This window comes from Rhizobium sp. P2_G9, from assembly GCF_056403475.1.
The window spans coordinates 143,864-159,736 of sequence record NZ_JBFUFK010000005.1; the positions used below are offsets into that span (position 1 = coordinate 143,864).

Sequence of the window (15,873 nt, forward strand, 5' to 3'; positions counted from 1 at the left end):
CATGAGCAACGCGGCGTCATCCTCGGCCAGCCCGATCGCCAATCGCGGCGCGATCACTGCCTGCGTCATCCTTGCGGTGATCATGCAGGCGCTGGACACCACGATCGCCAATGTGGCGCTGCCCTATATCCAGGGCAGCGTGTCGGCGAGTGCCGACCAGATCAACTGGGTGCTGACCTCCTATATCGTCGCGGCGGCAATCATGACGCCGCCGTCGGGCTTCCTCGCCGCCAAGTTCGGCCGCAAGCGCGTGCTGCTGGCAGCCATCCTCGGCTTCGTCGTCGCTTCCGTGCTTTGCGGCCTGGCGCAGTCGCTCAACGAAATCGTCGCCTTCCGCCTGCTGCAGGGCTTTTTCGGCGCCTCGCTGGTGCCGCTGTCGCAGGGTATCCTGCTCGATATCTACACGGTGGAGGAACGCGGCTCGGCCATGGCGCTGTTCGGCGTCTCGGTCATGGTCGGTCCGGTGCTTGGACCCGTGATCGGCGGCTGGCTGACCGACAATATCAGCTGGCGCTGGGTGTTCTACATCAATGTGCCGATCGGCGTACTGGCCTTCGCCGGCATCGTCATCTTTGTCACCGAGACCAAGATCGATGCGCTGGCGAAACTGGACTGGTTCGGCTTCGCCATGATGAGCCTGTTCATCGCCTCGCTGCAGCTTTTCCTCGACCGTGGCGAACAGCTCGACTGGTTCTCGTCAGGCGAAATCGTCATCGAGGCGATCGTCTGCGCCGCCGCCTTCTACCTACTGCTTGTGCAGACGTTCACAAAGAAGAACTCCTTCGTCAATCCGCGGCTATTCCTCGACCAGAATTTTACGGTCAGCATGATCTTCATCTTCGTCATCGGCATCACCTATCTCGCGTCGCTGGCCCTGATGACGCCGTACCTGCAGACTTTGATGGGCTATCCGGTGATCACCGCCGGCATCGTCATGGGGCCGCGCGGGCTCGGCACCATGCTCTGCATGTTCATCGTCGGCCGGCTGATCGGCCGCGTCGACAGCCGCTGGCTGCTGCTGCTCGGCCTCGGCCTGACCGCCTGGGCGATGTACGCCATGACCGGCTGGACGCCTGATGTGTCGCAGTCGACGATCATCTGGGTCGGCTTCGTCCAGGGCGCGGGCCTTGGCTTCCTGTTCGTGCCGCTGACTACGATGGCGTTTTCGACACTGCCGGCGCAGATGCGCGGCGAAGGCACCGGCCTCTATAATCTGTCGCGCAATATCGGCTCGAGCGTCGGCATTTCGATCGTCTCGGCATTGATCGTCTCGAACACGCAGAGCAATCATGAATCAATCGCGGCCTATGTCACGCCGTTCAACCACGCCTTCAATCAGGCGGCTGCGCAAAGCCTCAGCCCGCTGACGGCCGCCGGACGTGCGGCACTGAACGAAACCATCAACCTACAGGCGACGATCATCGCCTATATGGACGATTTCAAGCTTTTGATGTTGATGTCGATCGCGGTGATGCCTCTGGTGCTGCTGCTGCGCAAGCCCAAGGCCGCCGCGCCGAAGATGGATCATGCGGCAGTGATGGAATAGCTTGACCACGCGTCGGCGACCAGCGTCGCCGATCGCCCCTCTTCGCGTATCAGGCCACGATCATCAGCCGCCGCCTGCGTTCGTCGAGCAGGACGATGGTCAGGCCGGCAATCATGATCAGACAAATGCCGATCATCGCCAGAAGGTTCGGCAATTCGCCGAACACGACGAAGCCGGAAAACACCGCCCAGACGGAAAAGCAATAGTAGAAGGGTGCCACGATCCTGGGGCGTCCGACGCGATAGGCCATAAAGATGAAGAAATGGCCGAAAATCAGAAAGAGGCCGGCGCCTGCCAGCAGCGCGATGTGATGCGGGCCGGGTATGACCCAGGTTTCAGCCGTCACATGGGCGACGCCGGAGCCGACAAGCACGACAAGCACGGCCGAGATCGCCACCACCATTCCCGGCGTATCAGGCGCGACCCGGCGCCCGACGAGATCGCGCACCGCCGAAAAGACGGCGTTGGCAAGACCAAGCAAGGCGTAAACCGAGATGCCTTTGGCCGTCGGTTGCGCGACCAGCAAGGCTCCCACAAATCCGGCAGAAATCAGCATCATCCTGGTGCCGCCGATGCGTTCGCGCAGGAAGATCGAAGCCCCCAGCAGAAGCAGAAGCGGCGTCACCTGCCCCAGCGCGATGGCAACCGCGATCGGCATATTGGCCAGTGCCACGACATAGGCGAAGACGCCGGCGAATTCCATGACATTGCGGAGCAGGACACGGCGCTCGAACATCAGTCCGGCCTTTTTGCCGTAGCCCAGCAGGTAAAGCAGCGGCAGGCCCCAGAGCGTGGCGGCCACGCCGCGCAGGAACAGCACTTCATAAGGCGGCAGGCCATGCGTCGCGAGCTTCATCATCGTGTCGTTGACGACGTAGAAGGCGGTTGAGAGGATCATGAAGACAGGCCCGCGAAGGGCGTCGGGAATGAGGGGCATGGGGACCGAAGCAGTCTGACTGGAAGGTAAGACAGACTTACAATGGTTGTTGGCGGGCGACAATGGGCGCCCGGGCGTCACTTGCTTCTCTCCCCAAAAGCAAATGAGCGTTTTGCCTAATTCCCCGCGCTCGCCATCTTTCGGCTAGCAATTGCTTTTTCCAGCCAGCCGATTTCCATCTCCGGCACCGAGGACAACAACAGGTCCGTGTAATCGTCGAAGGGCGGCGCCAGCACCTTGCTCTTGGCGCCATAGCGCACCACCTCGCCGCGATACATGACCGCAATCGAATCCGCGATGGACCGCACCGTGTCAATGTCGTGGGTGATGAAGAGGTAGGCGACATGCTCGTGCTGTTGCAGGTTGAGCAGCAGTTTCAGGATGCCGTTGGCCACCAGGGGATCAAGCGCGCTGGTCACCTCGTCGCAGATGATCAGCTTCGGCTTGGCGGCCAGCGCTCGGGCGATGCAGACGCGCTGCTTCTGACCACCGGACAGCTCGGCCGGGTAGCGATTGAGGAAACCCTTGCCCATCTCGATCTCGTCGAGCAGTTCGATGACACGCTTTTCACGCGCAGCACCACGCAGGCCGAAGTAGAAGGTCAGGGGGCGGCCGATGATCGTGCCGACGGTATGACGCGGGTTCATCGCCACGTCGGCCATCTGGTAGATCATCTGCAATTGGCGCAGGTCATCTTTGCTTCGATTGGCGAGCCGCTTCGACAGCGTCCGGCCATCGAATACAACCTCGCCTTCCGAGGGCGGCAGGAGACCGGTGATGGCGCGTGCAAGCGTCGATTTTCCGGAGCCGGATTCGCCGACGACAGCCAGGGTCTGGCCGGGATGGATGTCGACCGAGACGTTCTTCAGCACCTTGACCGTACCGCGGCCGTACGCGGCCGTGACATTCTTCACTGAAAGGATCGGTTTGGGCGTCGGCTGCTTTTCCTCGTGCGGCACGCGATGCACGGAGACCAGCGCCTGGGTATAAGCTTCCTTCGGCTCCTTGATGATCTCGTGCGTCGAGCCCTTCTCGACCATCTTGCCATATCTCAGCACCATGATGTCGTCAGCCACTTGCGCGACCACGGCGAGGTCATGGGTGATGTAGAGAGCGGCGACATGGGTGTCGCGGATCGCCTCCTTGATCGCGGCCAGCACGTCGATCTGGGTGGTGACGTCGAGTGCTGTCGTCGGTTCATCGAAAACGATCAGGTCCGGCTCGGGGCAGAGCGCCATCGCAGTCATGACGCGCTGGAGCTGGCCGCCGGAGACCTGGTGCGGATAGCGGTTACCGATGGTTTCGGGATTGGGCAGGCTCAGCTTGCGGAACAGCGCCACGGCGCGGCGCTCCGCCTCGGTGCGGTTGGCGACACCGTGCTTGAGCGAGCTTTCCACCACCTGGTCCATCAGCTTCTGCGCAGGGTTGAATGCGGCCGCCGCCGATTGCGCGACATAGCAGACCTCGCGGCCGCGCAGTTTGCGGACGCCATTGCGGCCCTGCTTGAGGATGTCGCGGCCATTGAGCACGATCTCGCCGCCGGTAATCCTGACGCCGCCACGGCCATAGGCCATGGAGGACAGGCCGATGGTCGATTTTCCCGCGCCGGATTCGCCGATCAGGCCGAGAACCCTGCCCTTTTCAAGTGTCAGCGATACATCGTCGACCAGAACCACATTCTTCGGCGGCTCGCCCGGCGGGTAAGCGGTGGCCTCGATTCGGAGGTTGCGGATGTCGAGCAAGGTCTCAGCCATTGCCGCGCCCTCCCTTGAGGCTGGTGGTGCGGTTGAGGATCCAGTCGGCGACGAGATTGACCGATATCGCCAGCAGCGCGATGGCCGCCGCCGGGATCAGTGCGGCCGGCACGCCGAAGACGATGCCATCCTTGTTCTCCTTGACCATGCTGCCCCAATCGGCATCCGGCGGCTGCACGCCGAGGCCGAGGAAGGAAAGGGCCGAGAGGAACAGGATCGCATAGATGAAGCGCAGGCCGAGTTCGGAGATCAGCGGTGTCAATGCATTCGGCAGGATTTCGGCGAAGATCACCCAAAGTCTGCCCTCGCCGCGCAGCTTCGCGGCTTCGACAAAGTCCATGACATTGAGATCGACAGCCACGGCGCGGGACAGCCGGAAAACACGGGTCGAATCGAGGATGCCCATCACCATGATGAGCGTAAAGACATTGGACGGCAGCACAGAGAGCACCACTAGGCCAAAGATCAGTGTCGGGATTGCCATCAGCATGTCGACCACGCGCGAGACGAGCATGTCGAACCAGCCACCGATCACCGCCGCGGCAAAGCCAAAGATGGCGCCGAGGGAGAAGGACAGCGCCGTCGCGAGCACGGCGATGAAGACCGTCGTCTGGGCGCCGTAGATCATGCGCGACAGCAGATCGCGCCCGAGCTGGTCGGTGCCCAGGGGGTATTTCGCCGACATCGGCAGCCAGGCATCGCCGAGGATCTCGCCGAGGCCATGCGGGGCGATGAACTGCGCGAAGATCGCGATCAGCAGGAATGCCGCGGTCAAGATGAGGCCGATAAGGGCGCCTATGGGGATGCGTCTCAACATCTCGTCCTCACTTCGGATGCCTGAGCCGCGGATTGGCGAGGATCGACACCACGTCCGCGATCATGTTCAACACGATGTAGATGGCGGCGAAGATCAGACCGACCGCCTGCACCACCGGCACGTCACGCTTGGTGACATTGTCGACCAGATATTGCCCCATGCCGGGATAGGCAAAGATCACCTCGACCACCACGACGCCGACGACGAGATAGGCAAGGTTGAGCATCACCACGTTGACGATCGGCGCGACAGCGTTGGGGAAGGCGTGCTTGCGAATGATTTCGAACGCGGTCAGCCCCTTGAGTTCTGCTGTTTCGATATAGGCCGACTGCATGACATTGAGGATGGTGGCGCGGGTCATGCGCATCATATGCGCCAGCACGACCAGCGTCAGCGCCATCGCCGGCAGCGCGATCGCCTGCATCCTTTCGAGGAAAGACATTCCGGGATAGACGGTCGAGACCGCGGGGAAGATCTGATATTGGACCGCAAAGAAATAGACCAGCAGATAGCCGATGAAGAATTCCGGCAGCGAGGTCGAGGCGAGCGCGAGGCCGGTGATCAGTTTGTCGACCCAGCCATTGCGGTAGCGCACTGCCGTCAGCCCAAGAATGATTGCCAGCGGCACGGCGACGACCGCCGCCCAGAAGGCCAGGAACAATGTGTTCGACAGCCGCTCGCCGATCGAGCCGGCAATATCGAGCTGGCTGGCCAGGGACTTGCCGAGATCGCCATGCAAAACACCCCAGAGCCAACGGAAATACCGGATATAAGCCGGGTCGTTGAGGTGCATGGACTCGCGCATGTTCGCCAACGCTTGCGGCGTCGCCGATTGGCCGAGGATTGCTTGCGCCACGTCGCCCGGCAGGATCAACGTGCCGGCAAAGATCAGCACCGAGACCGCGAGCAACAGGACAATGCCCAGCGCAACGCGCTGGGCGATCAGTTTCAATACGGGCGAAGACATGGGCGCCGGCCCACGCTCAAGCTTTGAGCCAGCACTTGGAAAGTGCGTAGCCGCCCATCAGTTCCTGGTTGCCGTCGTCATACCAGCCGCCGACCTTCGGGCCGGTGGCGTCGATGAAGTCGTTGAACATCGGAGCGATGACGCCACCTTCCTGGTTCACGATCGTGCCCATGTCGGCATAGAGCTTCTTGCGCTTTTCAGTGTCGAGTTCGCCGCGCGCCTGGAACAGCATCTTGTCGAACTTGTCGTTGAAGAAGCGGGTATCGTTCCAGTCGGCCTTGGAATAATAAGCCGTGGAATACATCTGGTCCTGGGTCGGCCGGCCGCCCCAGTAGGAGGCGGAGAAGGGCTGCTTGTTCCAGACTTCCGACCAGTAGCCGTCGCCCGGCTCGCGCTTGATTTCCAGCGTGATACCGGCCTTGGCGGCACTCTGCTGGTAGAGCTGGGCAGCATCGATGGCGCCAGGGAAGGCAACGTCGGACGTGCGCAGCAGGACCGAGCCGGAATGGCCTGATTTCTTGTAGTGGAAGGCGGCCTTGTCCGGATCGTATTTGCGCTGCTCCATCTCGGTGAACAGCGGATAGGCCTTGTTGATCGGCGTGTCGTTGCCGACCGAGCCATAACCCATCAGGATCTTCTGCACCATTTCGTCGCGGTCGATGGCGAATTTCAGCGCCTGGCGCAGGTCGTTGTTGTCGAAAGGCGCGGTGTTGCAGTGGCAGATGAAGACGTAATGGCCCTTGCCGGCGACGTTGCGGATGGTGATGCCCGGCACGCGCTTGATCAGGTTGACGATCTTCGGCTCGACGCGGTTGACCATGTGCACCTGGCCGCCCTGCAGCGCCGACATGCGGGCCGTGGCGTCGTTGATGACGATGATCTCGATCTGGTCGGCAAAGCCGCGGTCGTCGCGCCAGTAATTCTTGAACTTCTCACCACCGAGGCGGACGCCAACGTCGTTGGTGGTGATCTTGTAAGGACCGGTGCCGATGCCTTCGGTCGGATTGTCCTTGCCGCCGTTCGGCTGAATCATCAGATGGTAATCGTCGAGCAGGAAGGGCAGGTCGGCGTTGGCGTCCTTCAGCGCGATGACGAGGTTTTGGCCGTCGAGCTTGATGTTGTCGATGCCCTGCATGATGCCGAGCGCGCCCGACTTCGACTTGGCGTCTGAATGGCGCTGCATGGTGGCGAGCACGTCGGCCGGGGTCATCGACTTGCCGTTATGGAATTCGACGCCTTTGCGGATCTTGAAGGTCCAGACCTTGGCGTCCTTCGAGGCGCCCCATTCTTCAGCGAGCGCCGGCTGGACCACGCCTGCGTGATCGACCTGCACCAGTTGTTCCGACCACTGGCGGCCGAAGAAATAGGGCACCTGGCTCTGCCATGTGGCGGGGTCGAGGCTGTCGGTGGCGGAGCCGCCCTGCAGGCCGGCCTTGAGCGTGCCGCCCTTGACGGGCGTGTCGGCATAGCCGGCGGTGGCCAGCAGGCCATCGGCGAAAGTGGCGGCGACGCCAAGGGCCGCAGCGCGGCCGAGGAAATCGCGGCGGGTGAGCTTACCGGCGGCAACGCGCCTGCTGAGGTAGTCAAGTTCGTTGGTCATTGTGATAGTTTCCCTGTTTGTCAGCTCGTCCCGGTCAGAGCGTAGACCTCCGCCAGCCTCGCATGGATATTGAGGCGCTGGCCGCCATGGAGCCATACTATTCGCGCCATTCACTATTGCAATACCGAAGCGTGGTGCAATGGCTTGACGCCGATCAATCCTGCTTGAATAACAATCCCGTAACGCCATCAGCCAGACGAATGGCAGATGCAGCTGACCGGCCTGCAATTGCAGATTTCACGTCGCCGGAAACGGCCGTCGGAGGCAGAAGATGATTGCCGTTGAAGCAGTCCATAAGAGGATGCCGATGTTGGTGCGTCCGGTTGCACTTGCGGCCTTTTGCGGCGCGGTGGTCTGCAGCCAGCCCGCGGCTGGCGAGTGCAACCGTTTTGCCGTGGCGGTCGCCACGGATCCCGCGCCCTACCAATATCCCGAAGGACTGGAAAAGTCGGCGACACTGCTGGAACATCCGCCGGGTGAGGCAGATGTGGTGCTGATCGGGGATTCGCTTGCCGCCAATTGGCCTGATGACATGGCGCGCCAGCAGTTCGGGACGGACAGGGTCTGGAATTTCGCCGTCGGCGGCAGCGTGACRCAAAACACATTGTGGCAACTGCGCAAACCGAGAGCCGACCAGACAAAGCCGTCAACGCTGGTCGTGGTGATCGGCACCAACAATCTGACCCGGGAAGACATGCCGGCCTGCGCGATCGCCGCCGGCATCAAATTGGTCGTCTTGGCGGCGCATAATCAGTGGCCCATGGCGGTGGTCCATGTCATGGGCATTCCGCCGCGCGGGAGCGATTTCCGCTTTCGCAACGATGCGCGGCTCGCGGTCAATGCCGAGATGCGCGACTGGGCCAAAACTCTGCCCTATCTCCATTATTTCGAGGCCGAAGCATCCGAAATTACCTGTGGCCTTTATGACGCGCCGCTACGTGTTGCCTCCGCGAAAGCCCATCAGGGGCCGGTCTGCGCCAATTACGCCGACGATTTCGGCCATTTCCGTCGTGCCGGCTATGACGTGATCTTTTCGGCGCTCAAGAAGGCGAACCGCTGAAATTCGTCAATCCTGGACGTAGCAATACACCGTGCCGGTGAATTCCTGTCGGGGCGGTGAAACGACGAGCGAGTAGCCCCCGACATAGGCGATTTTGTCGTTCGGTGCGTGGCGGCTGTCGATCGTGATGGTCATCGACGGGGCGGTTTCGGTCAGGCCGGCTTTGACGTCGAATTTCAGATGGATGGCGCTCGCGTCGAAACTCTGCTCGACCAGTTGCTCCGGCCGGAACTCGAAGGAACTGAATGACGGCGGCAAGCGGAGATTGGCGGTTTCGAAACTGCCGGAGATATTTTCCAGTTTGGAATTGCCCAGTTGCGCATAGAGCCCACCGAAGAAGAATTCACCGGTCGTGTCGCTGAAACTGCAGTCGAGTGCACCGCCTGCATATGCCATCGCGGGAAATGTCAGGCAAACACCCAGAACTGCCGCCGCCAATTTTACCATTGTGTGCCTTTATCCTTCTTCAACTGAAGTAAGGGACGCACAGGAACGGGATTTTATTTCCCGGCAATTTCACACTGGGAATGAAAAAGCGAGACAGGCGAGGAAAGGCGCATAGCGCTTGCCCTGAATTCTTGCCATATGTCAACTATTATCGGACGACGAGGCAATCTGTTTGCATTCGACCTCGCAGGCGCCGATGAATGTTGTACAATTCCGCCAAATACGCGGTCTTTCGCCGACAAGGACGGATGGCATTCGGCCGGCGAACGGCCGGCATAAGTGCTAAGAAAGCCTTATCTTTCCGTAAATTCTACGTTCTCACGCGAATTTCACTATTTATATGCCGACAAACATGCTAATCATGACAATGTAGTGAATTTTCATGCGGTAGTTAAGACATATTGAGACGCGCCATTTTGATGGGAAATCATTTTTGGATCGAATCCGTCTTGACGCTTGACGATCCGGAATGAAAGGGGGCCAACATGTTGCGCAACAAGAGCCCGATGCGGGGTACAGGTGCCAATATAGTCGAGATCGTCCGGCGGACGCTCGACGATCTCAGGAAGTCGGAGCGCAAGGTGGCCGACCGTGTGCTTGAGGATCCGCACCGGGTGCTCAATGCGACGCTTGCCGAGGCGGCTGCGCTGTCCGACGTCAGCGAACCGACAGTGATCCGCTTCTGTACGGCAATCGGCTGCACGGGATATCAGGAATTCAAACTCAGACTGGCGCACAGCCTGGCGCTCGGCGTGGCGCCGACGCATTCGGTGCTCTCCGAGGCCGACAAACCGGATGCCTTGGTGGAGAAGATTTTCGGCTATACGCTGACCAGCCTCGACTGGGCGCGCAGCCATCTCGACATCGAGACGATCGAAAAGGCAGTCGATGCGCTTGCGACGGCACACCGCATCGAGTTCTTCGGCATCGGCGCATCGAATATCGTTGCGCTCGATGCACAGCAGAAATTTCCGCTGTTCGGCGTGCCCTGCGGGGCCCAGGCCGACATTCACCAGCAGCTGGCGACGGCCGCATCGATGCAGACAGGCGATGTCGCCGTGGTGTTCTCCAATACGGGGCAGAATCTGCCGATGATCGAGGCCGCCAAGGCGGCCCAGGCCGGCGGCGCGAAAGTCATCGGTGTGTCCGGCATGCAATCACCGCTCTCGGAACATTGCGATATCCATATCCAGGTGGCGACGCTCGACAATGCCGACCTCTATACACCGACCATCTCGCGCATCGCCGCCCTGGTGGTGGTGGACGTCCTATCCTCGGCAGTAGGCCTACGGCACAAGAACGGCGCCCCCGAGAGGATGGAAATCATGCTCAAGGAACTGCATGCCGGGTAGCGGCGGCTAACGCCGTCGCTCTGCCTCAAACTGGCGAACCTGCTCCAGCAACCAGTTGGAAAAGGCGACCACCGGCGGATATTTGACCTTGTTCAGCGGCCGGACCAGATAATAAGCGCTGGTACTGCGCACGGAATGGTCATAGGCCCTGACAAGCTGCCGCGCCTCCAGTTCCGCCTTGATCAGGAAAATCGGCATCAGCGCGATGCCAAGCCCGGCAATGCAGGCCTGCGCCACATTGGAAAACTGCTCGAAGCGCATGCCGCCACCGGGCTTCGCCTCGATGCCGAGGCTTGAGAACCAATGTTCCCAGGCGCCTGGGCGCGAGGCCATTTCTATGCGCGGCAGTGCGAGCAGCGCCTCGGCCGAGCCTATCGGATTGCGGGCGAGGAAATCCGGGCTGGTGACCGGCACAACGTCTTCATGCATCATGAACTGGCAATCGGCCCCGGGCCAATCCGGCTGGCCGATATGGATTGCCGCGTCGATACGCTCGGCGACGAAATCGAAGCGCTGGATGCGAGTGGCGAAGTTGATGATGATCTTCGGATGTTTTTTGACGAAATCCGGAATGCGCGGCATCAGCCAACGGGTACCGAAAGTCGGCAGGATGGCGAGGCTCAAGCGATTTTCCTCGGCGTTCGACATCGCATCAAGGGAAAGCTGGCGGATGCGGCGCACGACGTCGGATATGCCTTCCGCATAAGCCTTGCCGGTCTCCGTCAGTTCGACGCCGCGGCCGTTGCGGTGGAAAAGACGGACGCCGAGTTGCTCTTCGAGCAGCGCGATCTGGCGGCTGATCGCGCCCTGCGTCAGCGACAGTTCGGTGCCGGCGGCGGAAAAGCTGCCGAGCCGCGCCACGGCATCGAAGGCCGCAAGCGCGCCGGTGGATGGCAGGAGACGTCTTTGCGTGAGTGACATCGGATATTCCTAAAGCTGATATCGCGGGGAGTAAATATGGTTTGCCTCCCGCAATGAAGAGCGACACTATAAGCTTGAAACAATGAGGATGCCGCCGTGAGCAACAAAACCGCGCCCTTCGCCTGGGACGACCCCTTCCTTCTCGACGACCAGCTTTCCGAGGAAGAGCGGATGATCCGCGATTCCGCACAGGCTTTCGCCGAGGCCGAACTACAGCCCAGGGTGCAGGACGCCTATCTCGAGGAAAAGACCGATCCGGGCCTCTTCCGCCTGATGGGCCGCGCCGGCTTGCTCGGTGTGACGCTGCCGGAGAAATACGGTGCCGCGGGCGCGAACTATGTCTCCTATGGGCTGGTGGCGCGCGAAGTGGAACGGGTCGATTCCGGCTATCGCTCGATGATGAGCGTGCAGTCATCGCTGGTCATCTATCCGATCTACACCTATGGCTCCGAGGAGCAGCGCGACAAATATCTGCCCGGCCTAGTTTCGGGGGAACTGATCGGCTGTTTCGGCCTGACCGAGCCGGACGCCGGCTCCGATCCAGGCGGGATGAAGACCCGCGCGGAAAAGATCGAGGGCGGCTATCGGCTGCGCGGATCGAAAATGTGGATTTCCAATGCGCCGATCGCCGACGTCTTCGTCGTCTGGGCCAAGTCCGAGGCGCATGACGGCAAAATTCGCGGCTTCGTCCTCGAAAAGGGCATGAAGGGTCTGAGCGCGCCAAAAATCGGCGGCAAGCTGTCACTGCGCGCATCGATCACCGGCGAGATCGTGCTCGACGGCGTCGAAGTGGGCGAAGACGCGCTTCTCCCCGGCGTCTCCGGTCTGGCCGGACCGTTCGGCTGCCTCAATCGCGCCCGCTACGGCATTTCCTGGGGCGTGCTGGGTGCCGCCGAGGACTGCTGGCATCGTGCGCGGCAATATGGCCTCGATCGCCATCAGTTCGGCAAGCCGCTGGCCGGCACTCAGCTTTTCCAGAAGAAGCTCGCCGATATGCAAACGGAAATCACGCTTGGCCTGCAGGGATCTTTACGCGTCGGCCGGCTGATGGACGAGGGCAAGATGGCGCCGGAGATGATCTCGATCGTCAAGCGCAACAATTGCGGCAAGGCACTCGACATCGCCCGCCAGGCCCGCGACATGCATGGCGGCAACGGCATCCAGATCGAATACCATGTCATGCGCCATGCCCAGAACCTAGAAACCGTCAATACCTATGAGGGAACGCATGACGTGCATGCGCTGATCCTCGGCCGGGGACAGACAGGAATCCAGGCTTTCTTCTGAACCGATTTTGCGCGTTCGGCATATTCTTGAGAATAATTGAAGCGTGCGGATGAAAAAATCCGCACGCTTTTTTCGTTTTTTAAGAAAAATATTTTCTATAAATAAAGTAGATTTTCTTTTGGAACCCATTATCATGGCCAGCGGTTAAGGGACGAATCTGCTGGAGGCCAGGATGGCGAAAACGGAAGTGGCGGTGCTCGGCGCCGGTTTCTCGGCGACGGCGACGGTCATCAACCTGCTCGAACAGCTGCCGCCGGAAAAGTCGGTCGCTATCGCGGGTGCAGATCGCAGCTTCGGGCTCGGCACGGCCTATTCGACCAGTGATGACGGTCATCGCCTGAATGTCTCAGCCGCCCGCATGAGCCTGTTTGCCGACCGGCCGAACCATCTCGTCGAATGGCTTCATGCGGAAGCCCTGCCCTTCGGGCCTGAAGCCTTCGTGCCGCGCAAGATTTATGGCCATTATATCCGGGATACATTGTCGAAAGCGCTGCAGCAGAAGGACAACCGCACCCGCGTGACCTTTCTCGATGCCGAGGCTATCGATTGCGAGCGGCTCGACCCTGAGGAACAGGTCTTCCATCTCGGCAATGGCCACCGCATCGAGGCGAACCACACCGTTCTCTGTCTGGGCGGCACGCCTGCCGGCCTGCCGATCCCGGTCGACGCCGTCGATGCCGCGGCACGTCCATATATCTCGGTCAATGCCTGGGGCGACAACTGGCTCGAACGCGTCGACCCGCAAGCGACGATATTCATGCTCGGCTCGGGCCTCACCATGATCGACCAGGTCCTGTCGCTGACGCGGCAGGGGCATGAGGGCAAGATCCATGTGCTGTCGCGCCATGGACTGACGCCGCTTCCGCATGTCGTGCCGCGCAGCCATCCGACCGAGCCGGTGCTGACGCCGGGCGGCCATGCTCTCAGCGAAATGCTGCATATCCTGCGGCGAGAGACGCGTGATGCCCCCGACTGGCGCGCGGTTATCGACGGGCTTCGGCCGGTGACGCAAACGGTGTGGCAGAAGCTAACGGCCGAGGAGCGCCGGCGCTTCTTCCGCCATGCAAATGCCTGGTGGAGCGTTCACCGCCATCGCATGGCACCGGAGATCGCGGCGGCTTTCCATGCGCTCGAAACGAGCGGCCAGGTCGAGGTGCATGCCGGCTGGCTGCAGTCGATCCGTGAATATCAGGGCCAGGCACGTATTGCCTACAAGGATCGGCATAGCGGCACGTTGAAACAAGTGTCAGCGGCGCGTTTCATCAACTGCACCGGCATCGAGAAATGCTCGATCTCGAAAGTGCCGCTGCTGAAGAAGATGTCGGCCAAGGGCATGATCGCCGCCGACCCGCTCGGTCTCGGCCTGGCGCTGACGCCGCAGTCCGAGCTGATTTCGTCCGATGGGGCGACGGTCAGCAATGCCTATGCGATGGGGCCGATGGCGGTGGGGCAGTTCTTCGAGATCTTTGCCGTGCCGGACATTCGCGTGCAGGCGAAGAAGGTGGCAGAGAAGATCGCGCTGGCGGCTTGAGGGCCAGCGCCCTCGCCTCAATCTCCCCAAACGCCAAACGGCTTATCCAGCAAGCTCTCGTCCACATCGATTCCCAGCCCCGTCCCTTCCGGAATGCCCATGCGGTTGTTCCAGGTCGGCGGCGCATTCCTGGCGGTCTTGACCGTCACCCATTCATGGAAGGCGATGGTGTGTAGCCGGCGCTCGACCGGTGTTGACAGCGACAGATGCGCCATTGCCGCCGTGTCGATTTCCGCCCCGCCGGTATCTTCCACCGTCACCATGAGACCGAGATCGACGGCGACGTCGCGCAGTTTGCGGGTGTTGGAGACGCCGCCGAGGCGGGAGATTTTCAGCGTGATACCTTCAGCAGCGCCCTTGTGGTGGATTTCCAGGAGGTCGGCGAGGCTCTGCACCGACTCGTCGAGCACCATCGGCTTGCCGAAGGATCTGCGGATCGACAGGTTGTCGTCGATGGTCATGCAGGGCTGCTCGAAGACATAGTCGATGTCACGCGTCGCATCGGCGAATTGGCGCGCCTGAAACATCGTCCAGCCGGCATTGGCGTCGCAGAAGATCACCGTGCCTTTCGGCACCGCCGCAGCGACCGCCTCGACGCGTTCGATATCGCCGCGGACATCGCCGCCGACCTTGACCTGGATGCGGTCGACACCACCAGTCGTCAGACGGACGGCATGCTCCGCCATGCTGTCGGGCGTGCCATGGGTGACGACGCAATAGACCGGCGCCGTCTCGCTTTCCTGGCCGCCCAGGAAAGTGACGAGCGGCACGTTGGCCGCACGGGCGGAGAGGTCGCAGGCCGCCATGTCGATTGCCGATTTGATGTATGGATGGCCCTTGAAGACCGTGTCCATCAGGCGGCCGAGCGTCGAGAGCCCGCGCGGGTCGAGGCCGATCAGATGCGGCGCGATCTCGGCAATGCCGGCCCGGGCGCCGGAAGCGAAGGCGGCCGAGTAGAAGGTGCCGAGCGGCGCCATTTCACCCCAGCCGGTGACGCCGTCATCAGATGTGATGGAGACGATGAGCGAATCGAAGCAATCCGCGACCCGGCCCTTCGACATGCGATAAGGGCCATCGACGAAGGGCTGGATAGAGTGGAAAGCGCGTATCGACCGGATCTTCATCATGTCCCCCACAGGCGATTATGTATAGTCATAATCGATGCTAGGACGATCGCGCCAGCAAGACAAGCCGGTTTGCGAGGGACGTAAAAAAATCCGGACCCTGGTCAGGGCCCGGGCGCCAACGGGGCGGAATCTAGGGAGGGGAGAACAAGCTACGCCCGAACAGCACGCCATCCGGATGTCGCCGGGTAGAACGGTTCAGAAGAACCGATAGGCATAAAGCGAAAGCGGCGCAGGACGGTCAGCTGCATCGTCTGCGCAGAGCGACGCCACCAACGTCTTGGACGGAGTAGCCTTGGAATCGGAGACGGCCGTATCCTTGACGGGCCGGACAAAATCCTGCTTGGGGAAGAAGAAGCCGAGGGTAAATCCGTTCATGCTCATCATCGTCGCGCTCCTCGCGGATTCGTTAACGACCCCATAATGCATCCTTTGTCTATAAAATCAATAGACAAAATTTGACGTGCCGAAAGGCTCGTGGATTCCGGAAACTTTGTCCTCAAACTGGCCGGCACGAATACACACCAAGG

At 61.1% G+C, this 15,873-nt stretch carries 14 protein-coding genes; 5 read left to right on the forward strand and 9 right to left on the reverse strand.

The genetic code is table 11. From position 1 onward, the window contains the following. Position 1: 1 nt before the first annotated feature. A complete protein-coding gene (locus tag AC1DYF_RS06165; RefSeq protein ID WP_477875809.1) occupies positions 2 to 1,546 on the forward strand; it encodes a DHA2 family efflux MFS transporter permease subunit in 1,545 nt (514 codons plus the stop codon). A 49-nt stretch (positions 1,547 to 1,595) separates the two neighbouring features. Here the strand turns inward: AC1DYF_RS06165 and AC1DYF_RS06170 are convergent, their stop codons facing one another. From AC1DYF_RS06170 to AC1DYF_RS06190, 5 genes are all read right to left on the reverse strand, one after another. Further along, positions 1,596 to 2,483 carry a DMT family transporter gene (locus AC1DYF_RS06170; RefSeq protein WP_477875810.1) on the reverse strand — a complete coding sequence of 296 codons (888 nt, stop codon included), beginning with the start codon at positions 2,481 to 2,483 and terminating at the stop codon, positions 1,596 to 1,598. A 116-nt stretch (positions 2,484 to 2,599) separates the two neighbouring features. After that, entirely contained in the window at positions 2,600 to 4,237 is a 1,638-nt protein-coding gene (locus AC1DYF_RS06175) for an ABC transporter ATP-binding protein (protein ID WP_477875811.1), read from the reverse strand. Continuing rightward, positions 4,230 to 5,054: an ABC transporter permease gene (locus tag AC1DYF_RS06180; RefSeq protein WP_477875812.1), complete on the reverse strand. Its 825-nt coding sequence runs from the start codon at positions 5,052 to 5,054 to the stop codon at positions 4,230 to 4,232. Before AC1DYF_RS06180 ends, AC1DYF_RS06175 begins: the two co-directional genes overlap by 8 nt. A gap of 7 nt (positions 5,055 to 5,061) precedes the next feature. Then, entirely contained in the window at positions 5,062 to 6,021 is a 960-nt protein-coding gene (locus AC1DYF_RS06185) for an ABC transporter permease (protein ID WP_477875813.1), read from the reverse strand. Positions 6,022 to 6,037: 16 nt separating this feature from the next. Beyond that, positions 6,038 to 7,621, reverse strand: a complete 1,584-nt coding sequence (locus AC1DYF_RS06190; protein ID WP_477875814.1) for an ABC transporter substrate-binding protein — start codon at positions 7,619 to 7,621, stop codon at positions 6,038 to 6,040. Between the two features lie 307 nt (positions 7,622 to 7,928). Here AC1DYF_RS06190 and AC1DYF_RS06195 point away from each other — a divergent pair, with 307 nt between their 5' ends. Beyond that, positions 7,929 to 8,681 carry an SGNH/GDSL hydrolase family protein gene (locus AC1DYF_RS06195; RefSeq protein WP_477875815.1) on the forward strand — a complete coding sequence of 251 codons (753 nt, stop codon included), beginning with the start codon at positions 7,929 to 7,931 and terminating at the stop codon, positions 8,679 to 8,681. A gap of 6 nt (positions 8,682 to 8,687) precedes the next feature. On the opposite strand, the gene AC1DYF_RS06200 is transcribed toward AC1DYF_RS06195, so the two are convergent. Further along, a complete protein-coding gene (locus AC1DYF_RS06200) occupies positions 8,688 to 9,128 on the reverse strand; it encodes a hypothetical protein (protein ID WP_477875816.1) in 441 nt (146 codons plus the stop codon). 485 nt (positions 9,129 to 9,613) lie between these two features. Here AC1DYF_RS06200 and AC1DYF_RS06205 point away from each other — a divergent pair, with 485 nt between their 5' ends. Beyond that, positions 9,614 to 10,480, forward strand: a complete 867-nt coding sequence (locus AC1DYF_RS06205; protein WP_477875817.1) for an SIS domain-containing protein — start codon at positions 9,614 to 9,616, stop codon at positions 10,478 to 10,480. 6 nt (positions 10,481 to 10,486) lie between these two features. On the opposite strand, the gene AC1DYF_RS06210 is transcribed toward AC1DYF_RS06205, so the two are convergent. Then, the gene (locus tag AC1DYF_RS06210) at positions 10,487 to 11,401 is read right to left on the reverse strand and encodes a LysR family transcriptional regulator (RefSeq protein ID WP_477875818.1); all 915 of its coding nucleotides are present in this window, start codon (positions 11,399 to 11,401) and stop codon (positions 10,487 to 10,489) included. 96 nt (positions 11,402 to 11,497) lie between these two features. On the opposite strand from AC1DYF_RS06210, the gene AC1DYF_RS06215 reads away from it, so the two are divergent. Together AC1DYF_RS06215 and AC1DYF_RS06220 are read left to right on the forward strand one after the other, a co-directional pair. Further along, positions 11,498 to 12,688, forward strand: coding sequence for an acyl-CoA dehydrogenase (locus AC1DYF_RS06215; protein WP_477875819.1), 1,191 nt, complete (start codon positions 11,498 to 11,500; stop codon positions 12,686 to 12,688). Positions 12,689 to 12,860: 172 nt separating this feature from the next. Then, on the forward strand, positions 12,861 to 14,219 hold the full coding sequence (locus tag AC1DYF_RS06220; RefSeq protein ID WP_477875820.1) for an FAD/NAD(P)-binding protein: 1,359 nt from the start codon (positions 12,861 to 12,863) through the stop codon (positions 14,217 to 14,219). A gap of 17 nt (positions 14,220 to 14,236) precedes the next feature. On the opposite strand, the gene AC1DYF_RS06225 is transcribed toward AC1DYF_RS06220, so the two are convergent. Both AC1DYF_RS06225 and AC1DYF_RS06230 read right to left on the reverse strand, forming a co-directional pair. Beyond that, positions 14,237 to 15,343: a mandelate racemase/muconate lactonizing enzyme family protein gene (locus AC1DYF_RS06225; protein ID WP_477875821.1), complete on the reverse strand. Its 1,107-nt coding sequence runs from the start codon at positions 15,341 to 15,343 to the stop codon at positions 14,237 to 14,239. Positions 15,344 to 15,541: 198 nt separating this feature from the next. Next, positions 15,542 to 15,730 carry a hypothetical protein gene (locus AC1DYF_RS06230; protein WP_477875822.1) on the reverse strand — a complete coding sequence of 63 codons (189 nt, stop codon included), beginning with the start codon at positions 15,728 to 15,730 and terminating at the stop codon, positions 15,542 to 15,544. Positions 15,731 to 15,873: the final 143 nt, after the last annotated feature.